Origin of the sequence: Streptomyces sp. NRRL F-6676, from assembly GCF_000725625.1 — a bacterium.
Classification (GTDB): Bacteria; Actinomycetota; Actinomycetes; order Streptomycetales; family Streptomycetaceae; genus Streptomyces.
Genome location: NZ_JOHS01000001.1, coordinates 526,840 through 547,568, shown reverse-complemented (window position 1 = coordinate 547,568; position 20,729 = coordinate 526,840). Strand labels below are relative to the sequence as shown.

The window sequence follows — 20,729 nt, the reverse complement described above, 5'->3', positions numbered from 1 at the left end:
CCGCGGCCCGTACCGTCCCGGCCCACGCGCCCTCGCCTCCCCGGGACGGTCCGGCCCGCGCGGCTCCGCCCCCCTCTCCCTCACCTCCCGACCCAGCCACCCCGTACAGAGAACCGGTGCACCATGAAATCCGTACGCCGTGAAGGGGCGGGCCCGCCCCGGCTCGCCCCGGTCGCCGCCGCGGTCACCGCGCTGGCCGCCCTGCTGGCCTGCGCCGGATGCAGCCCGCCCGGGGCGGGCAAGAGCCCCGCCGGCGCGAACCAGCCCGCCGTCACCGACCCCGTGACCCCCGCACAGGTCGCGGAGCTCGGCGAGGTCACCCTGCGGATGTGGGCGGACCAGGCGGAGAAGCCCCTGATGAAGTCCGTGGTGCCGGCCTTCGAGAAGCGGTATCCGAACGTCAGGGTCGACCTCACCTATAAGAGCTTCGACGACCTCGTCGCCACCGTCGTCAACGCCGCCTCCGGCACCAACCCGCCCGACCTCTTCCAGGGCAACATCGGCTACGCGGTCGACGGGGCGCTGGTCAAGGCCAAACTGGTCCGGCCGCTGGACGACGTGGCGGCCGCCTACGGCTGGATCACCGGCACCGGCGCCAGCACCCTGGCCCCCGCCCGCTGGAACGGCTCGGGTACCGCGTTCGGCAACGGCAATCTCTACGGCATGTCGCCCATCAGCGAGGTCCAGGGCATCTACTACAACAAGGCCCAGCTCGAGGAAGTCGGCCTGCGGCCGCCGCGGTCCCTCGCCGATCTGGAGAAGGACCTGCCGCTCGTCAAGAAGGCCGGCAAGCAGCCGATCATGCTGGGCAACAGCGACCAGTACGCCGCCACCCACATCTTCTCCGACCTCGCCGCCACCGAGCAGTCACCGGCCTCGATCCGGGACTGGATCGGCGGCAAGGCGGACACCACCTTCGTCACCCCGGGCAACGCGAAGGCGGCCGGGACGATGGCCGACTGGGCGAAGAAGGGCTACTTCGGCTCCGGCTACGACGGCCTGAGCAACGAGGACGCCGTCTCCCGCTTCGCCAAGGGCTCGGGCGTCTTCTTCGTCGGCGGCTCCTGGAACGGCGCCACACTCGACCCCGGGAAGTTCGGCTTCGGTGCCCTGACCACCGGGGGCGCCGGAGCGACCGCCTCCCCCTGGCACATCTCCGCCTCCTCGAAGGTCACCCCCGCCGCGGTCGCCTTCCTCGCCGCCCTGCACACCCCGCGAACCGGCCAGGAGATCCTCGACACCGGCCGGCTTCCCGTCGTCACCGACGGCGTGAAGGGCGGCAACAGCCTCCAGAGCCAGACCCTCGACGCGCTCAAGCGCACCATCGCCGCCGGAACCCAGATCGGCTACTACGACTGGACCGCCACCGACATGCTCAACGTCATGGGCGGCAAGCTCCAGGAGGTCATGTCCGGCCGCACGAGCGGCGCGGAGTTCCTGAAAGCGGTCCAGGCCTCCTGGCGGACGGCGAGGCAGAAGCGATGAGCACCGCGGCCCCCACCACCGGGCGCTCCACCGCGACCTCCGCGCCGTCGGCCACCGGCGGCCGGCGCCGCCGCCCCTCCCCCGTCGCCCGGCTGTCCTCCCTCTCCTGGACCTCACTGCTGTACGTCGCCCCGGCCCTGGCCTTCTTCGGCGTCTTCGTGCTCTACCCGATCGGCATCTCCGTCTGGTACTCGTTCTACGCCTACGACGGTCTGACCGTGGGCACGCCCGTCGGCTGGGGCAACTACACGGCCGTCTTCACCGACGGCCGGCTGCGCGCCGCACTGCTGCACTCCCTGGTCCTGCTGTTCTTCTACTCCGCGCTGCCGGTCTGCGTCGGCCTGCTGCTGGCCGGGGCGATGTCCCGGATCCGGGTGTACGGGCTGACGGTGTTCCGTGCGGTGCTGTTCCTGCCGCAGATCCTGTCCAGCGTCGTCGTCGCCGTCGCCTGGCGGAACCTGCTCGCCTCGGACGGCCCCGTCAACGCGGTGCTCCGGGCCATGGGACTGGGCCGGTTCGCCACCAGCTGGCTGGGCGACTTCAGCACCGCCCTGCCGTCGATCGGACTGATCGGCACCTGGGTGGAGTACGGGCTGTGCATGGTGCTCTTCCTCAGCGGCATCGTCACCATCGACCGCTCCACCTACGAGGCCGCCCGTCTCGACGGCGCCGGGCCGGTGCGGGAGTTCTTCGCGATCACCCTGCCCGCCCTGCGCCCGCAGATCTCGATCGCGCTGGTCCTCACCATCACCTTCGCGCTGCGCAACTTCGACCTGATCTGGAACACCACCCGGGGCGGCCCCGGCACCAGCACGACCGTGCCCAGCCTGTACGTCTACCAGGACGCGTTCCAGAACCGCATGCTCGGCCGGGCCTCCGCCCTGGCCATCGTGCTGACCCTGGTCATCCTCCTCGTCGTGGTGGTCGTCCAGCTGGCGCTGCGCGAACGCGAGGGCCCGCGCCGCCGGTTCGCCGGGCCGCGCACACCGGACAGGAAGGTGCAGTCGTCATGAGGATCGCCCGCGGCGAGAGCGTCGCCACCCACGCGCTGCTCGTCCTCGCCGCCGCCGTCGCCGTCTTCCCCCTGGCCTCGATCGTCGTCTCGTCCCTGCACGGGGTGGCCGGCTCCTCCGGCGGATGGACGTTCGCCGGCTACTCCACGGCCTGGACGCAGGGCCGGTTCGGCTCCGCCCTGCTGTCGAGCGCGCTGGTGTCGGTCACCGTCGTGGTGGTCACCGTCGTCCTGGCCGCCCTGGCCGGCTACGCGCTCGCCACCATGCGGGTGCCCGGCGGCAAGGTCATCGTGGGACTGCTGCTGCTGGGGCTGGTCCTGCCCTACGAGGTGACCGTACTGCCGCTGTACGAGCTGCTCACCGGATGGCATCTCATCGACACCTACTGGGCACTGATCCTGCCGCAGATCGCGCTGTCGGTGCCGCTGGGCGTGCTGTGGATGCGGTCGTTCTTCGCCTCCGTCCCGGTGGAGCTGCTGGAGGCGGCGCGCATCGACGGCACGAGCCGTTTGCAGAGCCTGCGCCTGGTCGTCCTGCCCATCGCCGGTCCCGCGATCACCACTCTGGGCACCGTGCTGTTCCTGTTCACCTGGAACGAGTTCCTCCTCGCGCTCATCCTCGTCCCGGACAACCCCTCGGTGCAGACCGTGCCGCTGGCGCTGTCCTTCTTCTCCGGGGCCGCCCGTTCCAGTGACCCGGCCGTGACCGCGGCCGCCGCCGTCCTGGTCGCCCTGCCGGTGCTGCTGGCCTATGTCTTCCTCCAGCGGCGCCTGATCAGCGGCCTCACCGAAGGAGCCGTCAAATGACCGCGCCCGCCCCGGTCCCGGACAGTGGCGTCGCCCGTGTGGTGTGCGAACAACTCGCGCCGCGGGTCGGCGAGCTCGCCCACAACAAGGAACTGGCCCTCGACGCCGTCCGGCGCGCCCGCTCCGAGCGGGCCGACATCGTCGTCCTGCCCGAACTCACCACGTCCGGCTATGTGTTCGCCGACGCGGACGAGGCGCGGCGCACCGCGATCACCCCTGGCGACGCCTTCTTCACCGACCTCACCCGCCTGCTGGCCGGCACCCGTACCGTCGTGGTGCTCGGCTTCTGCGAGGACGGCGGCCACGCGCTGTACAACAGCGCCGCCGTCGTCGACGCCGACGGCGTACGCGCCGTGTACCGCAAGACCCATCTCTGGGACCGCGAGACGCTGTTCTTCACCCCCGGTGAACGGATGGCTCCGGTCGTCACCACACCGCACGGCCGCATCGGTGTGCTGATCTGCTACGACCTGGAGTTCCCGGAGATGCCCCGCCGGCTGGCCACGGCGGGGGCCGACCTGATCGCCGTACCGACCAACTGGCCCCTGGAGGAGCACCCGGCCGGCGAACGCCCCGCCGAGATCGTCCAGGCCCAGGCCGCCGCACGCGCCAACGGCGTCTACATCGCCTGCGCGGACCGCGGCGGCACCGAGCGCGGGCAGGCCTGGACACAGGGGACGGCCGTCGTCAACCAGTACGGCTGGCTCACCGCCACCGCCACCGCGGCGACACGGCACCGGGCCGTCACCGATGTCTTCCTCCACCTCTCCCGGGACAAGTCCCTCTCCCCGCACAACGACCTGCTCCGCGACCGCCGCACCGACCTCTACGCCCAGGAGAGCCCCCAGCTATGACGTCAGCCGACACCACGCCCGCGCCGTCGCCCGCCTCCTCCGCCGCGGACGACGCCTGGTGGCGCACCGCCGTCATCTACCAGATCTACCCGCGCTCCTTCGCCGACAGCGACGGCGACGGCACGGGCGACCTGCCCGGCATCACCGCCCGCCTGGACCATCTGGCCGGTCTCGGCGTCGACGCCCTCTGGCTCTCGCCGTTCTATCCCTCCCCGCAGGTCGACGGCGGCTACGACGTCGCCGACTACCGTGACGTCGACCCGCGCTACGGCACCCTCCACGACTTCGACGCCCTGCTGGCCCGCGCCCACGCGGTGGGCATCCGCGTCGTCGTCGACCTCGTCCCGAACCACTGCTCCGCACAACACCCCTCTTTTCAGGCGGCGTTGGGCGCGCCGCCCGGCAGCGCGGAACGGGCCCTGTTCCACTTCCGCGACGGCCGCGGCCCCGACGGAAGCCTGCCGCCCAACGACTGGACGTCGATGTTCGAGGGCCCCGCCTGGACCCGCGTCACCGAGGCCGACGGCAGCCCCGGGCAGTGGTACCTCCATCTGTTCGACCCCGGCCAGCCCGACTGGAACTGGGACAGTCCCGCCGTGCGCGAGGACTTCGAGACCACGCTGAGGTTCTGGCTCGACCGCGGCGTCGACGGCTTCCGCGTCGACGTCTGCGACGCCCTCGTCAAGGCCCCCGGCCTGCCCGACTGGCCGCATCCCGTCCACGGGGTCGTCGAACCGGTCGACGGCGTGATGCCGCCCATGTGGGACCAGGACGGCATCCACGACATCTTCCGCTCCTGGCGCCGGCTGCTGGACGGCTACGACGGCCACCGCATCCTGTGCGCCGAGGCCTGGCTGCCCCCCGAGCGCGCCGCCCGCATCATCCGCGCCGACGAGATGCACCAGGCCTTCAACTTCCGCTTCCTGGAGACCCCGTGGCGGCCGGCCGACCTGCGCCGCGTCATCGACGAGTCGCTGGCCGCCAACGACGCCGTGGGCGCTCCCACCACCTGGGTCCTGTCCAACCACGACGTGATGCGCCACGCCAGCCGCTTCGGCTACGACGGCCCCGTCGCCCTGGAACACGGCGTCGGCGCCGACGACCCCCAGCCCGACCGCGCGCTGGGCCTGCGCCGCGCCCGCGCCGCGACCGCGCTCATGCTCGCCCTGCCCGGCTCCGCCTATCTCTACCAGGGGGAGGAACTGGGCCTCCCCGAGGTCACCGACCTGCCCGACGCCGCCCGTCAGGATCCCGTCTGGGAGCGCTCCGGCCACCGCATCCGCGGCCGCGACGGCTGCCGGGTCCCCCTGCCCTGGACCGCGGGCGACACCGCGATGGGCTTCAGCAGCACCCCCGGCACCTGGCTGCCTCAGCCGTCCTACTTCGCCTCCTTCGCGGCCGACACCCAGCGCGACGATCCCGACTCGACCCTCAGCCTCTACCGCCTTCTGCTGTCACTGCGCCGCCGGTACGGGCTGGGCGCGGGCGAGCTGCGCTGGCTGCCGTCCCCGCCCGGGCTGCTGTACTTCGCCAACGGCCCCGTCGAGGTCCTGGCCAACCTCACCACCGAGCCGGTCCCCCTTCCGCCCGGGGCCCGGGTACTGGCCGCCTCGACGGCGGTGGACGGCCGGCTGCCGGCCGAGGGGACGGTCTGGTTCGTCAGGGAGTAGCGGGAGGAGGGGGCACGGTGCCCGGCGCGGCGCCGGGCACCGTCCTTCGGCCCCGGTCCGACGACAGGCCCCGGCCGCGGTCCGGCGCGTCGTGGCGCAATCGGGAGCCCGCCGTCCTGGCCGCCCGGCTTCTCCTGCTCCACGAGGGCGCCCTCGCGACACGACTGCTCCCGCTCGACGACGTCTCCCTGAGCGCGGACCTGGCACGAGCCCTGGTACGGGCGAGTGCGCCGCCTCGGCACGGGTGACCGACGCCTCGGCCACGGGATTCAGGAGGGATCGAACAGGGCTGCCACGCTCCGCGGTGCCTCCGGGCCGAAGAAGAGCCGCATGTTGCGGGCCGAGCGGTCGGCGGCGCCGCCCCCGCGCGGGAACAGCCGTTCCTCGTAGGCGCTGAGCGCGGACTCGACATCGGGTTGCTCCGCCAACGCGCCCGCCAGGTCCGCGCCGTCGTACATGGCGAGGTTCGCGCCCTCGCCGGCAAAGGGCGACATCAGATGCGCGGCATCGCCGAGGAGCGTCACACCCGGCACCCTGCCCCATCGGAGGCCGACCGGAAGGGCATGGATGGGGCGGAGCCACGGTTCCGCCTGGCTCCGGGTCACGAAGGCGGTGAGCGACGGCGACCAGCCGTCGAACTCGGCGGCCACGTGGTGGAGACCTGCGGAGCGGTCGCCGAAGTCGATCGACCGCACCCACGCCTCGGGCTTGTTCAGTGCGACGTATCCGCGCACCTGCCCGTCGGCGTAGCGATGGGCGATGATGCCCTTGCCCGGCGCGACCGCCATCAGCGTGCCGCTGCCGATCGAGGCCAGGCTCGCCCGGCCGTCCTGGCTGCCCTGCGCGTCCTGGGCTTCCTGGCCGTCCTGGGCGTCCTGGGCGTCCTGGGGCGAGGGCGATCTCGATGAAACAGGTTCCGCTGTACAGGGGCTCGGCCTCGGTGAGCAGCGGACGCACCTTCGACCATGCGCCGTCCGCGCCGACGACGAGGCCGGCGTGTGCGCCGGAGCCATCGGCGAAGGCGAGGTCGTAGCCGCCCTCCGCACCGCGCCGGACCGAGGTGAGCTTGTGCCCCCACCTGATCGTCCCGGGCGTCAGTGAGTCGATGAGCAGGCGCCTGAGTGCGCCGCGGTCCACCTCCGGTCGGGCCGTACCGGAGTCCCCCGGCAGGTCGAGCAGGACCGTGCCGTGGCGGTCGACCACGCGCTTGGCGTCCTCGCCCGGGCGGACCAGGGCGAGGAACTCCTCGTACAGCCCGGCCGCGCGAAGCGCGACCTGTCCGGTGTCCTCGTGGATGTCGAGCAGGCCGCCCTGGGTGCGGGTCGTTCCGGAGGGTTCGGCCTCGTGGATCGTCGTGGCGACGCCGTGGGTCTGAAGCACCCGGGCGAGCGTCAGCCCGCCCAGTCCCGCTCCGACGATGGCGATGTCGGTGCCGGTCACGGTCCCGGTATCGATGGTCTTCCGCATGCGGTGCGCTCCTCTGTCGCGCCGGCACGCGCCGGCGGTGGTCGGCGCCGGGAGCGGACGGGTTGTCCGGCCTCGGCAAGGAGACGCTCACCGAGCAGAACCATCTGCGTCGATGTACGAGCGATGTCCGGGGCGCACCCGCGGTACATCGTTTTTCGCGACCTCGTGACTATAGCCCGGCGCCGCCGTGACCGGCGACGGCGACGGCGACGGCGACGGCGACGGCGACGGCGACGGCGACGGCGACGGCCGAGGGGATCGCTCAGGCCCGGGGCTCCAGCACCTCCAGCGTTCCGGTCTCCGTGTCGTAGCTCCGCAGGAGCGTGAGGCGGGCGGACAGCGGTGGCGCGGGCAGCAGTTCGGGGACGCGGCGGCCGGCGAAGGCACCCGCCCGGCGGGTACGGCCGAGGGTGATGTGCGGGCTCCAGCGCCCGGGCTGGTGGAACGGGTTGAGTGCGTCGGGCGGGCTGTCGGAGACCACCGCGTCCCACACCCTGCGGTGCAGGCCGGCCAGCGCGGCGTCGAGCTCCAGCGACCAGGCCAGCACCGAGGTGGGCCGCTCGAAGCGGACCACACCGTCGAACCACACCGGCAGCGGCAGACAGGCGGCCACCTCCGCGAGTTCCCAGCGAATCGGGGCGGTCAGCTCGGGGCAGGCGGCCAGGGTGAGGTGCGGGCTGTTGGTCGGTGAGGGGTGGCGCGCCTGGCTCGGCAGGCCCGCGTCCGCCAGCCGTCGCCATGCCTCCCGGACCGTCGAGTCCGCCGCCTCGTCCAACAACAGCTCGACCGTGCGCACCGCCCCACCCTAACGGCCGCGTGACCACGCGGTTCGATGACGCCCCTCCTCCTTCACCGGAGCAGCAGGTTGCGGCGCGGGCAGGAGCACGGCCCGCAGGGCGGGGCCCATCCGTCGGACTACCGCCTCGCGCTCCGCCTACGCCTCCGCCTCCGCCCCCGCCTCCGCCTCCGCCTCCGCCGGCACCGTGACCCGCAGATTCCGCTTCGCCTCAACCCGGGCCCGCCCGCCGTCGTCCCCTCCTACAAGGCCTCGGCCACCTGTCCCACTCCCAGTCCAAGGAGACCCACCCCGTGAAGAGCCGCCTCATGGACCGCCTCCTCCTGCCTGCCCGGGTACACGCCGTCGAGCAGCGGGGACCGCGCCTGCGCCGGGTGACCCTCACCGGCCCCGCGCTGGCCGGTCTCACCTGGCAGCCGGGCCAGCACGTACGCCTCCAGGTCGCGGCCGCGTCGGCTGCCGTCGACTGGCTCGTGGGCACCCTGCGCACCTACTCCGTGTGGGACTACCGCGACCAGTCCATGGAGCTGATCGTGTTCGACCACGGTGACGGGCCGGGCGCCCAGTGGGCCCGCACCGCCCGGCCGGGCGACGAGCTGATGCTGCTCAAGCCGCAGGGCACCTTCGTCCCGGACGACACGGCCGCCTACCACCTCTTCGCCGGGGAGGAGACCGCGCAGGTCTCCTACGGCCCCATGCTGCGCGCGCTGCCGGACGACGCCATGGTCTTCGCCCGGCTCGAGGTCGACACCGACGCGGAACGCGTCGACATGGTCCCTGATGACCGGCCCGGCACGCCCGCCCACTGGGATCTCGCCTGGAGCTACCGCGACGGCGGCTCCGCCGCCTCCTCGCAGTCGCTGGTCGAGGCCGTCCGCGGCCTGGCCCTGCCGGACGAGCCCGGCGTGGCGTACCTGGCGGGCGAGGCCCGGACGATCCAGCTCGTCCGCCGCCACCTCGTCGAGGAGCGCGGATGGCCACGGCGCAGCATCCGCACCAAGCCGTTCTGGACACCCGGCCGCAAGGGTCTCGACTGACCGGCCCCTGACGCTACGCACGGCGCCGGACGTCGGACCCCGCCCGACCCGGCGCCGGGTCCGGGTCCAGGTCCAGGTCCAGGTCCAGGTCCAGCATCATGTCGAGCGACAGGGAGCCGTCCGCCCCGGTGAAGGAGCCGACCGGCCGGAAGCCGTTCTTCTCGTAGTAACGAATGGCGCGAGCATTGTCGGCGCGCACGCCGCCCCACAGGATGATCCTCGACCTGCCCAGCAGCCGTGCGATCTCCGTGACATACGGGAAGACGAGCGTGCCGACACCCCGGTGCTGATAGTCGTCGGCCAGAGTGGGGCCGAAGCGGCAGTCGGTCGCCTCGGTGAGACGGACGCCCGCGTCCTGGTAGCGCGCCATGTCCCCCGGGGTGAGGGCGAGACTGTATTCGAGATTCGAGAAGCCTCGACAGCCTCGCGCACCCGGCCCCCCCGGTTCCGGCTACTCGAAGAACTTCAGACTCCAGCCGGTGTCGGTGGACGCGCCGGGTACGTTGGCGCGGCGGTACGTGGTGTTGCCCCACCAGGTGAACGAACCCGTGTACCAGTACCGGTTCTCCCAGGTGTAGGGCGTCCCCTTCGGCACGGCGTGGAACATGAGGGGGAACGTGGGCCCGGCGGGCGGGCTGGTGGCGATGTCGCCGTCGAGGAGTACGAAGGTGTGGTGGCCGGGGCCGTTGACGTACAGCGTCGGGTCCCAGCCGGACATCATGGTCGCGCGGTTGGAGCCGAACAGGCAGCCGTTGGACTTGTACCAGTCCCACACGTAGGTCGGGTCGCCGCCGGCCCGCAGCCTCAGATCGGCGAGGCAGTACTGCTCGCTCCAGCTTCCGTTGGCCGAATACACGAGGTGCAGCTGCCCGTTGGGGTCCCTGATGGGTTCGGGTCCCTCGTTGATGTACGGGTTGCCGACCACTCGCTCCCAGGGCTCACGAGGCTGCGAGATGATGTACCGCGCGCCGGTCGGCGTGCTCGGGTCGCTCATCCGCGCGAGGTAGAGGTTCTGTTCGACGTTGGTGTCGCCGGCCCAGCCCGACCAGACGAACCAGCGCTGCCCGTTGAAGGTGAACAGGCTTCCGTCGACGGCCCATTTGTCGTCCGGCAGCGCCAGTTTCGTCTCGGCCGTGTAGCCGCTGTCCGGGGTGGCGGAGCTGATCACGTACATCCGGTGGGCGGCACCGCGGCCGGCCGAGAAGTAGACGTAGTAGCGTCCGCCGTCCCGCACGATCTCCGGGGCCCACACCTCGCCGAGCCCGCGGCTGTCCGACCAGATCTGACGGGCCGGGGCCGAGGCGAGGCCCGCTGTGGAGGAGGCCTGCCGTACGGCGATGCCCCCGCCGGTCGACTGCACTCCGACGTAGGTGCCGCCCACGCGCAGGACGCTCGGGTCGGCGGCCCGCAGACTCGTCTGGTCCGCGCGGGCGGGCTGCGCCGCCGACAGTGACATGACGACGGTGAGCATTCCGGACAGTGCGCAGACGGCGACGCCGGAGAGAAAGCGGGAAAGCCTCATGGTCCCGTCCCATGGTCGTCCTCCCGTTGTCGATGCCGCGCCGGCGTACGTGCGCCGGGGTGGGGGCGGCATCCGGCCGGGGATCGCGGGGGAGGAAGCGGTGGGGACGACTCCGGCCGCCGGTCTTCTCTTCCGGCTTCCGCGCCGGGAGTTGCCTCAAGGGATTTACATCGATGAAAGGTTCTTCACAGGTCACAGGATCGTGGCGAGTCGCGGACATGTCAATATGCGGGGAGGGTCGAGACCCCAGGCACGGCGCGTCGCGACCTCGCCCGTCGCCCGGGGACGGCAGTTGCAAGAATGGGGGCGTGTCGGACGAGGTCGAGGTCAGCGCCCCCCGCAAGCGCAACCGCCGGGGAGAGGGCGAGCGGCTGCGCGGGGAGATCCTCGCCGCGGCCAGTCGGTTGCTGTCCGAACTCGGCGGGGAGGACGGGCTGACCATCCGCGGTGTCGCCCGCGCCGCCGGGATCGCGCCGGCCAGCATCTACCAGCACTTCACCGACCGTGCCGCGCTCGTCGCGGGCCTGACCGCGCACGAGTTCGTCCGGCTGCGCGTCGCGATGGAGACGGCCGAGGGCCTCATGGACCCGGACGACGCCGTGCGGCGCGTGCGGGCGATGATGCACGCCGCCTGCCGGTTCGCGGTGGACAACCCGGGTCACTACCGGCTGATGACGGCCGGCGGTCCCCCGCGGACCGCGCCCGGCGTCCGCCCGGCCGGGCCGCTGCACGACGTGATCGACCTGCTCGTCGCCGGCTTCGCGCGCTGCGCCGAAGCGGGGGTACCGCTCCGGGTGTCGGCCGAGCGAGCCGCGGTCATCGCGTTCGTCGGCGCGCACGGTCGCGTCGCCCTCTTCCAGCAGTCCGCCGAGCACAACGACGCGGACTCCGTACAGGCGTTCGTCGACGAATTCGTTTCCCTCCTTTTCGCCTGATTTCCCGCACCTTTCCACCCTTCCCCTCACCGCCACCTCTCCCCCGGCGACGGCGACCGCTGCCCCCGGAGTGGACAAGCAGCTCCAAGATTCCTAACGTGTGTTCGGTAAGTTTCCGAACGATCGTTTGGCAATGAGGGGTGCAACGCATGTTCCACCTGGATCACCTCTCCCTCGCCGTCCGCGACCTGGACGGCGGCGTCCGGCGCGTCCACGAGGAGACCGGACTCGCCCACTACGAGGGTGGCGTCTTCGCCGCCGGCATCGCGAACACGATCTTCCCGCTGGGCGGAGACGTCTATCTGGAGGTCGAGGCCGCGACGGGACCCGCCAGGGAGCCGGACACGGCGGCCGCGTGGTTCGACGGGCTCCTCGCGGACGGCAGCGACCGATGGCTGTTCTGGTGCCTGCGCGCCGACACCCTTGAAGAGATGCACGCGGTCGCGGAGCGGCTCGGCGGCGAGGTGGCGCGGGTCCCCGGGCGCGTCCAGCCCGACGGCACCCAGCGCATCATCACCACCGCACCGGGCCCCGGCCGGGCGTTCGACACGTGCTGGCGCCGGGGGCTGCCGAACTGGTTCTACCACGAGGACCCGGCCACCAACCCGGACCGCGGGGCGGTCGGGCCCGGTGAGCGCGGGGCCGCCGTGACCCGGCTGGAGATCGGCGCCGACCCCGGGGAGCTGCGGGACCACATCGGTGCGGAGACGTTCGGCCGGCTGCCGCTGGAGGTCGTGCCGGGCAGGCCGGGCGTGCACGCGCTGACGGTACGCACCGCGTCCGGGCGCGAGGTCACGCTGCGCCGGGACCCTGCCGAGCTGTAGGCCTCGCCCCCTCCCCCGCCGTCTCGTCGACAGCGTGACGCGAGCCGCCGCGCCCGCACCGCACCCGTTCCCTCACCTCACGCCCGACCCGAACCGCCGCTTGTACTCCGACGGCGTGAGGCCGGTCCCACGACGCATCAGCCGACGCAGATTGGCGGCGCTGCCCAGCCCGCTGCGCCGTGCGACCACCTCGACGCGGCACTCGCCCCGCTCGATCAGCCGGCACGCCAGAGCGAGCCGCTCCCCCGTGAGCCAGGCCAGCGGCGTCGTGCCCAGTTGCGCCTGGAAGCGGCGGTGCAGTGTCGCCGGGCTGACCGCCGCCCGGGCCGCGAGGCCGGTCACGGTGAGCGGTGTGTCCAGCCGTTCCTGGGCCCAGGCCAGGACGGGCGCCAGCGACTCGTCCGGCAGGTCGGGCACCGGGCGCTCCACGAACTGCCGCTGCCCGCCGTCCCGGTGGGCCGCGAACACCATGCGCCGGCTCACGAAGTTGGCGATCTCCGCACCGTGGTCGCGGCGGACCACATGCAGCCCGAGATCGAGTGCGGCCGCGCTGCCGGCGGCGGTCAGGATGTCGCCGTCGTCGACGAACAGGACGTCCGCTTCGAGCCGGACGCTGGGGAAGCGAGCGCGGAAGGCGGCCGCCCACTGCCAGTGCGCGGTGGCCCGGCGCCCGTCGAGAACCCCGGCCTCGGCCAGGGTGAAGGCGCCGCTGCAAAAACCGACCAGGCGCGCACCGCGTGCGTGGGCCCGCCGGACGGCGTCGAGCACGGCGGGACGCCGGGGGACCTCGATGTCCGGCCGGTTGGGGACGATCAGGGTGTCCGCCGTGTCGGCCGCCTCCAGACCGACGACTCCGGTGAGGGTGAAGAACCCGTCCCGCATCAGCGTGCGGGGCTCGGGCGAGCAGAGCCGGAAATCGTACAGATCGCGGCCGATCTCGGGTCTGCGCAGGCCGAAGACCTCGCTGGCACAGCCCAGTTCGAACGGGTTGGAGTTCTCGTCCACGATCACGACGACCCGATGTGTCCCCGTTCCGGGGGCCGGGTGCGAGGAATCTTTCGCCATGTGCGATTCCTAGCACTCACGCCGGCCGGGCGGAACGGCCCAGGCTGAACCCATGAACAGCAACGAACCCATTCCCCTCGCCGAAGCCCTGGCCTCCTTCGACGCCCCGTGGAGTCCCCGCATCGTCACCCGCGTCAACGACTACGACGTCCGGGTCGCCAAGGCGGAGGGCGAGCACGTCTGGCACGTCCACGACCACACCGACGAGTTCTTCCTGGTACTCGACGGGGAGTTGCACGTCTCCCTGCGCGAGCCCGACGGGGAACGCACGGTGCTGCTTCCCCGGGGCGCGGTGTTCACCGTCCCCCACGGCACGGAGCACAAGCCGCACGCTCCGTCCGGCGCCGCGTTCCTCATGTTCGAACCCACCGGCACACCCACGCTGGGCGACCACCACGACGACACCGGGAACCGACTGGAGTCGACGACGGGACGAACGTTGCCTGTCGCGGCCCTGAAAAACGCGGGATGATCAGTCGCCGACAAACCATAGGTAGCTGCCTGACGTCTTCGAGCAGGACTGCAACAGCCCCTCAAGATCAAGGACGGCCGCCGTCTGTGGCGGTCCCGAACACATTTTCAACAGGTCAGGCACCTCCCGCAGCGCGGCTTCTGCCTGCTGCTCGTTGAACAACGTGTCCCCGTAAGGATCCACACGCGCAAGGTTGCCTTGATGGGTCTCGTCCATGCCGAGCAGGACGTCGGCCAGCGCGTCGCCATGCGCGTACGACCCACGGATCAAAGTCGCCCTGGACCGATCCCAGTCGAGCACAGGCCGGCTGGCATGCAGTTCTATCTCGACACCCACGGTGGATTCCCTTCGAGTGGCCGCACCGAGCAGCCAAAGCGCTGGTGGTCAGTGAAGCAGAGGCCGCCAACGGCCATGGATCATTTGCCAGACAGGCCCTGGAAGGCCGGGCCGTCCGGCGATGTCCAGGCCGCGCCGGAGGTGCCCCTGCGGACGGCGGCGGGGGCGGGGGCGGGCGGCGGGGTTCAGGAGGCGTCGTCGCCGGTGGCCTCGTCGTCGAGCGATTCGAGGCGATCGACCGCCTGCTCGCTCCATGCCCGGAGGGCCGTTGCGTCCTCGGGGGTCAGTGCGTCGAGGAAGTAGCGGCGGATGTTGCCGCCGTGCACGAGGAGGGCGCTCCGGGCGGCGTGGCGGCCCTTGTCCGTCAGCCCGATTCCCGCGCGGCGGCCATCGGCGCCGTACTGAGTGCGCGCGACGAAGCCGCGTTTCTCCATGCGCGTGAGCTGGTGCGACACACGGCTCTTGTCCCAGTCGAGCGACTCGGACAGCTCACCGACACGCATCTCGCGGCCGGCGGCCTGCGACAACGTCACCAGCACGCTGAACTCGGCCTTGGAGATGCCGCAGTCACGCTGGAGACCACGCTCCAGCTCCCTGACCAGCAGACGCTGTGCCCGCATCCAGGAATCCCAGAACTCCCACTCCTCAGGTTCCAGCGGCCGCGTCTCCGTCATGCCACCGAGGATACCGCGACCGACCAGCGGAGTTGTCACTTCAACTTCTCCCGGCCTAGAGTTGATACATCAACTCCGCCTCCACCGGAAGGAAGACCATGACGCTTCGCATCGCGCTCATCCTCGGCAGCACCCGGCCCGGACGCCGTGGCGACCAGATCGCCGCCTGGGCACTGGAGGCCGCCCGTGCGCACGGAGGAGCCGAGTACGAACTCGTCGACCTCGCGGACCACGGCCTCGGCAATCTCGACGAGCCCGGCAACCCGAACCTCCAGCAGTACCGGCACGACCACACCCGCGCCTGGGGCGCGCTCATCGACAGCTTCGACGGGTATGTGTTCCTCGTCCCGGAGTACAACCACTCCTACCCCGGGGGCCTGAAGAACGCCCTGGACTACGTCTACCGGGAGTGGAACGACAAGGCCGCCGGCATCATCAGCTACGGCGGGTGGGTCTCCGGGGCCCGGGCCGCCGAGGCGCTGCGGCTCGTCCTCGCCGAGCTCCAGCTGGCCACGGTCCGCGCCCAGCCCACCATCTCGACCCACGCCTCGTTCGCCACCGGCGCCTTCGTCCCCCAGGAGGGCCTCGACACGGCCGTGGGCGGCATGCTCGATCAGCTGATCGCCTGGTCCGGCGCGCTGCGCGGGGTGCGCGAGGCAGGTGCGCGGACGGCCACGGCCGCCTGACCCCGGTCGCGGCAGAGCCATGACCACCGGAACCTGAGTATCGGGATCAATGTCAGAGGCGTGCGCTACGGTCGCGCCATGACAGCCGGAACCGCTCCGGTCCCCGACCGGACCTGCCGGCAGTCCGACCCGCACCCGCCGCGCTCAGAGGGAAGCTGATGACCGACACCACCTGCCACATGTCGATCTCGCTCGACGGCTTCGTCGCCGGACCCGGGCAGAGCCGGGACGATCCGCTGGGCAGGCGCGGACAGGAGCTGCACGGTTGGCACATCGGCGACCCACGCGCGACCGAGGCCGACGCGACGGCCAACGGCTGGCTGATGCGCCCGCGTGGCGCCTACGTCATGGGCCGCAACATGTTCGGACCTGTCCGAAGGGAGTGGAACGAGACGTGGGAGGGATGGTGGGGCCCCGAACCCCCTTACCACGCCCCGGTCTTCGTCCTCACTCACTACGCCCACGAACCGATCAGGATGGAGGGAGGGACCACCTTCCACTTCGTCACCGACGGCTTCGACACCGCGTACGCGCGGGCGCTCGAAGCCGCCGGCGGGAGAGGTGTGGACATCGCCGGTGGCGCCTCGACGGTGCGGCAGGCGCTCAACGCCGGCGTGATCGATGAACTCACCCTGGACATCGCCCCCGTCCTGCTCGGCGGCGGCGAGCGCCTGTTCGACGGCGTCACCACCTTCGATTTCGACCCCGTCGAGGTGCTCCACTCACCGCTGACCACCCATGTCCGCTACCGCAGACGCGACGCGCGAAGGGGCCGGCCGTAGTCCCTGATCGACACCGCGGCCTTGCGCGATCCGGTGCGATCAGGGACAGACGCCGAAAGGTGATCGAATCAGGAAAGAGACCACTTCTGGGCGCTGCTGCCATTACAGCCCCACAGGACGAGATTCGTACCGTCGGTGAAACTGCCACCGTAGTTGGTGATGCACTCGTTGCCGTACTTCGTGTAGACGGTGCCCTGGGTCGGATCGGCCACGAAGAGCTGGGCCGTGTCGACGCCGCAGGTCCACAGCGTGAGCTGGGTACCGTCCGTGCCACTGCGCCCGCCCGACGGCGTCAAGCACTTGCGGCTGGCGGAGTTGTAGAGCTCCCGGCCCTGGGACGTGCTGATCCACTTCCACGCCTGGCTGTCGTCACCGTTGCAGGACCACAGGGTGAGGTAGGTGCCGTTGACGGTGTGCCCGCCGTACGGTGTCGCGCACACGGTGATCCACGGTTCCTCGGTGTTGATGAGGGGACTGCCGTCGTAGGCCGCCGCGGGCTGTGCGGCGAAGCAGGCCGCGGCGACCGCGAACGCGCCGGCCGCGAGGGTGGCGAATGTCTTGCGCATGGTCTCCCACTCGTGGTGTTCGTCGGCGGGTAGGTGCACGCACTGCCGTGTCCGCGGTTCCGGACACGTCGGAACCGCGGGGTCACCCTCCCCGGAGCGTCCGGACGACGCTCACCACCACAGACTCCGGCAGGGTTCGAAACTCATCGCGGTGGTCACTTCCCGACGCCGAAGGAGGTCACGGCCCCGTCGTCGCCGCCCTGACCGAGCGGGTTCCGCGCCGCTTCCCTCCCGGCGTGAACGCCGACCGTCCGGCGGTCTGAAAGCGTTCAGTCGATCTCCCCGCCTCCCGGCCACCGGGGCTCCGCTCCGCCGCCACACATCCTCGGCTACCTACGCCCCCGTTGACGCTAACAGCCCGATCAACACGGTAAGTTGACGCACACTCATTGACCCGCCCGTGCGCCCGCCTCTACCGTGGCCGCGCTCCTCTGCTTTGAATCGATTCACTCCTACTCCGTGCGAGGTGGCGCAGTGATCAGTCGTAGAGGCATCCTGGCGAGTACGGCGGCGGCGGTCGCCGCGGTGGCCGCGAGACCTGCCGCGGCCGGGGCCGCAACCGCGTCCCCGGGCACCGGGACGGCGGGGCGACGGGCCGCGGCGGAGGTGGTGGCGCCCACCGTCGAGTACGTCCGGCATCCCCTGGGCCTGGACACGGCCCGCCCCCGCCTGAGCTGGCCGATGGTGTCGAAGGCGCCGGGTGTCCGGCAGAGCGCGTACCGGATACGTGTGGCGTCCAGCGCCGCCGGCCTGCGGCGACCCGACGTGTGGGACAGCGGAAAGGTGCAGTCCGCCGACTCCGTCCTCGTCCCCTACGGCGGTCCCGCGCTGGAGCCCAGGAAGCGGTACTTCTGGTCCGTACAGGTGTGGGACGGCGAGGGCGCGGTGTCCGGGTGGAGCGAGCCGTCCTGGTGGGAGACCGGGCTGCTCGGCGCCGATCAGTGGACCGCGCGGTGGATCGCCCCGCCCGCCGAGCTGACCGACGCGCCGTCGTTCCAGGGGTGCGACTGGATCTGGTTCCCCGAGGGCGATCCGGCGACCGAAGTCCCCGCCGGCACCCGCTGGTTCCGCCGCACGGTCGACCTCCCGGCGGACATCACCTCGGCCACGCTGGCGATCACCGCCGACAACGTGTACTCCGTCGCCGTCAACGGCACCGAAGTGGCCCGCACCGACCTCGACACCGACAACGAGGACTGGCGCAGGCCCGCCGTCGTGGACGTCCTCGCGCACGCGCGGTCCGGGCGCACGGTACTCGCGGTCGCGGCCACCAACGCCACCGACGGTCCCGCCGGCCTGCTCGCCGTACTCGTCGTGCGCACCGCCTCCGGAGAGCGGCGGATCGTCACCGACGCCTCGTGGAAGACCACCGACCGGGAACCGGAGGGGAGTTGGCGCGAGGCGGACTTCGACGACTCCGCCTGGGAGGCCGCCAAGGAGGCGGCCCCCTCGGGCTCCGGCCCCTGGGGGACGGTCACCCCCGCCTCGTACGCCGTCACGCAGCTGCGTCGCACGTTCCGGCTGCGGCGCAAGAAGGTCGAGCGGGCCCGGCTGTACCTCACCGCGCTCGGTCTGTACGAGGCGCATCTGAACGGCGTCCGGGTCGGCACCGACCAACTCGCCCCCGGCTGGACGGACTACCGCACCCGTGTGCAGTACCGGACCCACGACGTCACGCACCTGCTGCGATCCGGCGCCAACGCCCTCGGGGTGTACCTCGCGCCCGGCTGGTACGCCGGCAACGTCGGCATGTTCGGCCCGCACCAGTACGGCGAACACCCGGCGCTGCTCGCGCAGTTGGAGGTCGACTACGCCGACGGCAGCAGTGCGCGCATCACCTCGGACACCGACTGGCTGGCGTCCGCCGGACCGATCCTCTCCGCCGACCTGCTGAACGGTGAGACGTACGACGCCCGCGCGGAGACTCCCGGCTGGGCCTCGCCCGGCTTCGACGACGGGGACTGGCTCGCCGTACGCGAGGCCGGGACGGACGTGCCGCAGCGGATCGTCGCCCAGGCGGACGGCCCGGTCCGGGTCACCGACGAACTGAGGCCCGTCGAGGTGACCGAGCCCCGGCCCGGTGTCTTCGTCTTCGACCTGGGGCAGAACATGGTCGGCTCTGTGCGGCTCACCGTCTCCGGCCCCTCGGGGACGACCGTACGGCTGCGCCACGCCGAGGTGCTCAATCCGGACGGCACGGTCTACACGGCCAACCTGCGGACGGCGAAGGCGACCGACACCTACGTCCTCAAGGGGCGCGGCACGGAGACCTACGAGCCCCGCTTCACCTTCCACGGGTTCCGCTACGTGGAGGTGACCGGCTTCCCCGGCACCCCCACCGCGAAGGCCATCACCGGCCGCGTGATGCACACCGACGCGCCCGCCACCCTCGATTTCGTGACGGACTCCGCCCTGCTCAACCAGCTGCACAGCAACATCACCTGGGGGCAGCGCGGCAACTTCCTCTCCGTCCCCACCGACACACCGGCGCGCGACGAGCGGCTCGGCTGGACCGGTGACATCAACGTGTTCGCGCCCACCGCCGCGTACACCATGGAGTCGGCCCGCTTTCTGACCAAGTGGCTCACCGACCTGCGCGACGCACAGACGCCGGAGGGCTCCTTCACGCATGTGGCGCCCGACGTCGGCCGTCTCGGTGACGGCGCGGCCGGCTGGGGTGACGCGGGGGTGACCGTGCCGTGGGCGCTGTACCAGGCGTACGGGGACCTGCGGGTGCTCCAGGACGCGTGGGCGTCGGTGGTGGACTGGCTCGGCTATCTGGAGAAGCACAGCGACGGTCTGCTGCGGCCCGCGGAGGGCTACGGGGACTGGCTGAACCTGTCCGACGAGACGCCCAAGGACGTCGTCGCCACCGCGTACTTCGCGCACAGCGCCGACCTCGCCGCGCGGATGGCCCGTGAGCTCGGCAAGGACCCCGCCGCCCAGGAGGACCTCTTCGGCCGGGTCCGCGCCGCCTTCCAGAAGGCGTACGTCGGGGCCGACGGCACGGTGAAGGGCGACACGCAGACCGCCTACGTCCTGGCCCTGTCGATGAACCTGCTCCCGGACGCGCTGCGCGGTGCGGCGGCCGACCGGCTCGTCGCACTGATCGAGGCGCGCGACGAGCATCTGTCGACGGGGTTCCTCGGCACTCCCCGGCTGCTGCCCGTCCTCACCGACACCGGCCACACCGACGTCGCCTACCGGCTGCTCACCCGGCGCACCTTCCCCAGCTGGGGCTACCAGATCGACCGGGGCGCGACCACCATGTGGGAACGCTGGGACTCCCTGCGGCCCGACGGCACGTTCCAGGACCCGGGCATGAACTCCTTCAACCACTACGCCTACGGTTCGGTGGGCCAGTGGATGTACGCGAACATCGCCGGCATCTCCGCCGCCCGCCCCGGCTACCGCGAGGTCCTCATCCGCCCCCGTCCCGGCGGCGGCATCGACTCGGCCCGCGCCACGTTCACTTCCGTCCGCGGGCCGATCTCCACCCGCTGGAGCCGGAAGCGGGGCCGCTTCGAACTGACCTGCTCCATCCCCCCGAACACCACCGCCCAGGTATGGGTCCCAGCCTCCGCCACGGAGCGCGTCACCCACTCGGGCGGCACACGGCTACGACACGAGGACGGCCACCAGATCTTCCACGTGGACTCGGGCACATACCGCTTCACGGTCTGAGCCGCCCAAGTCGCGGCGCGCCCGGATCCGGACGTCGAGCCGGCCTCCCCGGAGG

The 20,729-nt window shown here is 71.7% G+C and carries 20 protein-coding genes and 1 pseudogene; 12 read left to right on the top strand and 9 right to left on the bottom strand.

Going from position 1 to position 20,729, the window contains the following annotated elements; translation table 11 throughout:
- Positions 1-123 precede the first annotated feature (123 nt).
- Genes IO29_RS02185 through IO29_RS02165 form a run of 5 tightly spaced genes read left to right on the top strand, consistent with a single transcriptional unit; the run spans position 124 to position 5,828 of the window.
- Positions 124-1,485: an ABC transporter substrate-binding protein gene (locus tag IO29_RS02185; protein ID WP_030377302.1), complete on the top strand. Its 1,362-nt coding sequence runs from the start codon at positions 124-126 to the stop codon at positions 1,483-1,485.
- A complete protein-coding gene (locus IO29_RS02180) occupies positions 1,482-2,498 on the top strand; it encodes a carbohydrate ABC transporter permease (protein ID WP_030377301.1) in 1,017 nt (338 codons plus the stop codon). Before IO29_RS02185 ends, IO29_RS02180 begins: the two co-directional genes overlap by 4 nt.
- Positions 2,495-3,304 carry a carbohydrate ABC transporter permease gene (locus IO29_RS02175; RefSeq protein ID WP_030377300.1) on the top strand — a complete coding sequence of 270 codons (810 nt, stop codon included), beginning with the start codon at positions 2,495-2,497 and terminating at the stop codon, positions 3,302-3,304. Before IO29_RS02180 ends, IO29_RS02175 begins: the two co-directional genes overlap by 4 nt.
- Positions 3,301-4,158 (top strand): nitrilase-related carbon-nitrogen hydrolase, encoded by an 858-nt coding sequence (locus IO29_RS02170; RefSeq protein ID WP_030377299.1) that lies wholly within the window; start codon positions 3,301-3,303, stop codon positions 4,156-4,158. The genes IO29_RS02175 and IO29_RS02170 overlap by 4 nt, the downstream gene beginning before the upstream one ends.
- Positions 4,155-5,828, top strand: a complete 1,674-nt coding sequence (locus tag IO29_RS02165) for a glycoside hydrolase family 13 protein (RefSeq protein WP_033224356.1) — start codon at positions 4,155-4,157, stop codon at positions 5,826-5,828. The genes IO29_RS02170 and IO29_RS02165 overlap by 4 nt, the downstream gene beginning before the upstream one ends.
- A 269-nt stretch (positions 5,829-6,097) precedes the next feature.
- Here IO29_RS02165 and IO29_RS40170 read toward each other — a convergent pair whose 3' ends face one another.
- The 3 genes and pseudogenes from IO29_RS40170 to IO29_RS02150 all read right to left on the bottom strand — a co-directional run bounded on the left by IO29_RS40170 (position 6,098) and on the right by IO29_RS02150 (position 8,091).
- Entirely contained in the window at positions 6,098-6,322 is a 225-nt protein-coding gene (locus IO29_RS40170) for an FAD-dependent oxidoreductase (RefSeq protein WP_324608147.1), read from the bottom strand.
- A 508-nt stretch (positions 6,323-6,830) separates the two neighbouring features.
- Positions 6,831-7,295 (bottom strand): annotated as a pseudogene (locus IO29_RS40165) (FAD-dependent oxidoreductase); the annotation flags it as partial.
- A gap of 262 nt (positions 7,296-7,557) precedes the next feature.
- On the bottom strand, positions 7,558-8,091 hold the full coding sequence (locus IO29_RS02150; RefSeq protein ID WP_030377296.1) for a 2'-5' RNA ligase family protein: 534 nt from the start codon (positions 8,089-8,091) through the stop codon (positions 7,558-7,560).
- A gap of 293 nt (positions 8,092-8,384) precedes the next feature.
- Between IO29_RS02150 and IO29_RS02145 the strand changes: the two genes are divergently transcribed.
- Complete coding sequence (locus IO29_RS02145) at positions 8,385-9,128, top strand: siderophore-interacting protein (protein WP_051707146.1); 744 nt, start codon at positions 8,385-8,387, stop codon at positions 9,126-9,128.
- A 13-nt stretch (positions 9,129-9,141) separates the two neighbouring features.
- On the opposite strand, the gene IO29_RS02140 is transcribed toward IO29_RS02145, so the two are convergent.
- Positions 9,142-9,498 carry a GNAT family N-acetyltransferase gene (locus tag IO29_RS02140; RefSeq protein ID WP_051707143.1) on the bottom strand — a complete coding sequence of 119 codons (357 nt, stop codon included), beginning with the start codon at positions 9,496-9,498 and terminating at the stop codon, positions 9,142-9,144.
- Positions 9,499-9,579: 81 nt separating this feature from the next.
- Entirely contained in the window at positions 9,580-10,650 is a 1,071-nt protein-coding gene (locus tag IO29_RS02135) for a glycoside hydrolase family 43 protein (RefSeq protein ID WP_030377293.1), read from the bottom strand.
- Positions 10,651-10,958: 308 nt separating this feature from the next.
- Here IO29_RS02135 and IO29_RS02130 point away from each other — a divergent pair, with 308 nt between their 5' ends.
- Positions 10,959-11,585 carry a TetR/AcrR family transcriptional regulator gene (locus IO29_RS02130; protein WP_234307360.1) on the top strand — a complete coding sequence of 209 codons (627 nt, stop codon included), beginning with the start codon at positions 10,959-10,961 and terminating at the stop codon, positions 11,583-11,585.
- Positions 11,586-11,734: 149 nt separating this feature from the next.
- The gene (locus tag IO29_RS02125; protein WP_030377291.1) at positions 11,735-12,409 is read left to right on the top strand and encodes a VOC family protein; all 675 of its coding nucleotides are present in this window, start codon (positions 11,735-11,737) and stop codon (positions 12,407-12,409) included.
- A 72-nt stretch (positions 12,410-12,481) separates the two neighbouring features.
- Here IO29_RS02125 and IO29_RS02120 read toward each other — a convergent pair whose 3' ends face one another.
- Positions 12,482-13,474, bottom strand: coding sequence for a GlxA family transcriptional regulator (locus IO29_RS02120; protein ID WP_030377290.1), 993 nt, complete (start codon positions 13,472-13,474; stop codon positions 12,482-12,484).
- A 52-nt stretch (positions 13,475-13,526) separates the two neighbouring features.
- Between IO29_RS02120 and IO29_RS02115 the strand changes: the two genes are divergently transcribed.
- Entirely contained in the window at positions 13,527-13,946 is a 420-nt protein-coding gene (locus IO29_RS02115; RefSeq protein ID WP_051707141.1) for a cupin domain-containing protein, read from the top strand.
- Here the strand turns inward: IO29_RS02115 and IO29_RS02110 are convergent, their stop codons facing one another.
- On the bottom strand, positions 13,947-14,282 hold the full coding sequence (locus tag IO29_RS02110; RefSeq protein ID WP_030377288.1) for a hypothetical protein: 336 nt from the start codon (positions 14,280-14,282) through the stop codon (positions 13,947-13,949).
- Between the two features lie 185 nt (positions 14,283-14,467).
- Positions 14,468-14,956 carry a MarR family winged helix-turn-helix transcriptional regulator gene (locus tag IO29_RS02105; protein ID WP_030377287.1) on the bottom strand — a complete coding sequence of 163 codons (489 nt, stop codon included), beginning with the start codon at positions 14,954-14,956 and terminating at the stop codon, positions 14,468-14,470.
- A gap of 98 nt (positions 14,957-15,054) precedes the next feature.
- On the opposite strand from IO29_RS02105, the gene IO29_RS02100 reads away from it, so the two are divergent.
- Together IO29_RS02100 and IO29_RS02095 are read left to right on the top strand one after the other, a co-directional pair.
- Positions 15,055-15,642: an NADPH-dependent FMN reductase gene (locus IO29_RS02100; protein ID WP_030377286.1), complete on the top strand. Its 588-nt coding sequence runs from the start codon at positions 15,055-15,057 to the stop codon at positions 15,640-15,642.
- A 158-nt stretch (positions 15,643-15,800) separates the two neighbouring features.
- On the top strand, positions 15,801-16,424 hold the full coding sequence (locus IO29_RS02095) for a dihydrofolate reductase family protein (RefSeq protein ID WP_030377285.1): 624 nt from the start codon (positions 15,801-15,803) through the stop codon (positions 16,422-16,424).
- A 68-nt stretch (positions 16,425-16,492) separates the two neighbouring features.
- Here IO29_RS02095 and IO29_RS02090 read toward each other — a convergent pair whose 3' ends face one another.
- Positions 16,493-17,029, bottom strand: coding sequence for an RICIN domain-containing protein (locus tag IO29_RS02090; RefSeq protein ID WP_030377284.1), 537 nt, complete (start codon positions 17,027-17,029; stop codon positions 16,493-16,495).
- Positions 17,030-17,464: 435 nt separating this feature from the next.
- Here IO29_RS02090 and IO29_RS02085 point away from each other — a divergent pair, with 435 nt between their 5' ends.
- Positions 17,465-20,674 carry an alpha-L-rhamnosidase gene (locus IO29_RS02085; RefSeq protein WP_030377283.1) on the top strand — a complete coding sequence of 1,070 codons (3,210 nt, stop codon included), beginning with the start codon at positions 17,465-17,467 and terminating at the stop codon, positions 20,672-20,674.
- Positions 20,675-20,729 lie beyond the last annotated feature (55 nt).

What these genes read in the sequence shown, in the direction of transcription:
- IO29_RS02185 (WP_030377302.1), top strand. Translation starts at nt 124, where the DNA reads ATGAAATCCGTACGCCGTGAAGGGGCGGGCCCGCCCCGGCTCGCCCCG.
- IO29_RS02180 (WP_030377301.1), top strand. Translation starts at nt 1,482, where the DNA reads ATGAGCACCGCGGCCCCCACCACCGGGCGCTCCACCGCGACCTCCGCG.
- IO29_RS02175 (WP_030377300.1), top strand. Translation starts at nt 2,495, where the DNA reads ATGAGGATCGCCCGCGGCGAGAGCGTCGCCACCCACGCGCTGCTCGTC.
- IO29_RS02170 (WP_030377299.1), top strand. Translation starts at nt 3,301, where the DNA reads ATGACCGCGCCCGCCCCGGTCCCGGACAGTGGCGTCGCCCGTGTGGTG.
- IO29_RS02165 (WP_033224356.1), top strand. Translation starts at nt 4,155, where the DNA reads ATGACGTCAGCCGACACCACGCCCGCGCCGTCGCCCGCCTCCTCCGCC.
- IO29_RS40170 (WP_324608147.1), bottom strand. Translation starts at nt 6,322, where the DNA reads ATGTCGCCCTTTGCCGGCGAGGGCGCGAACCTCGCCATGTACGACGGC.
- IO29_RS02140 (WP_051707143.1), bottom strand. Translation starts at nt 9,498, where the DNA reads ATGGCGCGCTACCAGGACGCGGGCGTCCGTCTCACCGAGGCGACCGAC.
- IO29_RS02135 (WP_030377293.1), bottom strand. Translation starts at nt 10,650, where the DNA reads ATGAGGCTTTCCCGCTTTCTCTCCGGCGTCGCCGTCTGCGCACTGTCC.
- IO29_RS02125 (WP_030377291.1), top strand. Translation starts at nt 11,735, where the DNA reads ATGTTCCACCTGGATCACCTCTCCCTCGCCGTCCGCGACCTGGACGGC.
- IO29_RS02120 (WP_030377290.1), bottom strand. Translation starts at nt 13,474, where the DNA reads ATGGCGAAAGATTCCTCGCACCCGGCCCCCGGAACGGGGACACATCGG.
- IO29_RS02115 (WP_051707141.1), top strand. Translation starts at nt 13,527, where the DNA reads ATGAACAGCAACGAACCCATTCCCCTCGCCGAAGCCCTGGCCTCCTTC.
- IO29_RS02105 (WP_030377287.1), bottom strand. Translation starts at nt 14,956, where the DNA reads ATGACGGAGACGCGGCCGCTGGAACCTGAGGAGTGGGAGTTCTGGGAT.
- IO29_RS02100 (WP_030377286.1), top strand. Translation starts at nt 15,055, where the DNA reads ATGACGCTTCGCATCGCGCTCATCCTCGGCAGCACCCGGCCCGGACGC.
- IO29_RS02095 (WP_030377285.1), top strand. Translation starts at nt 15,801, where the DNA reads ATGACCGACACCACCTGCCACATGTCGATCTCGCTCGACGGCTTCGTC.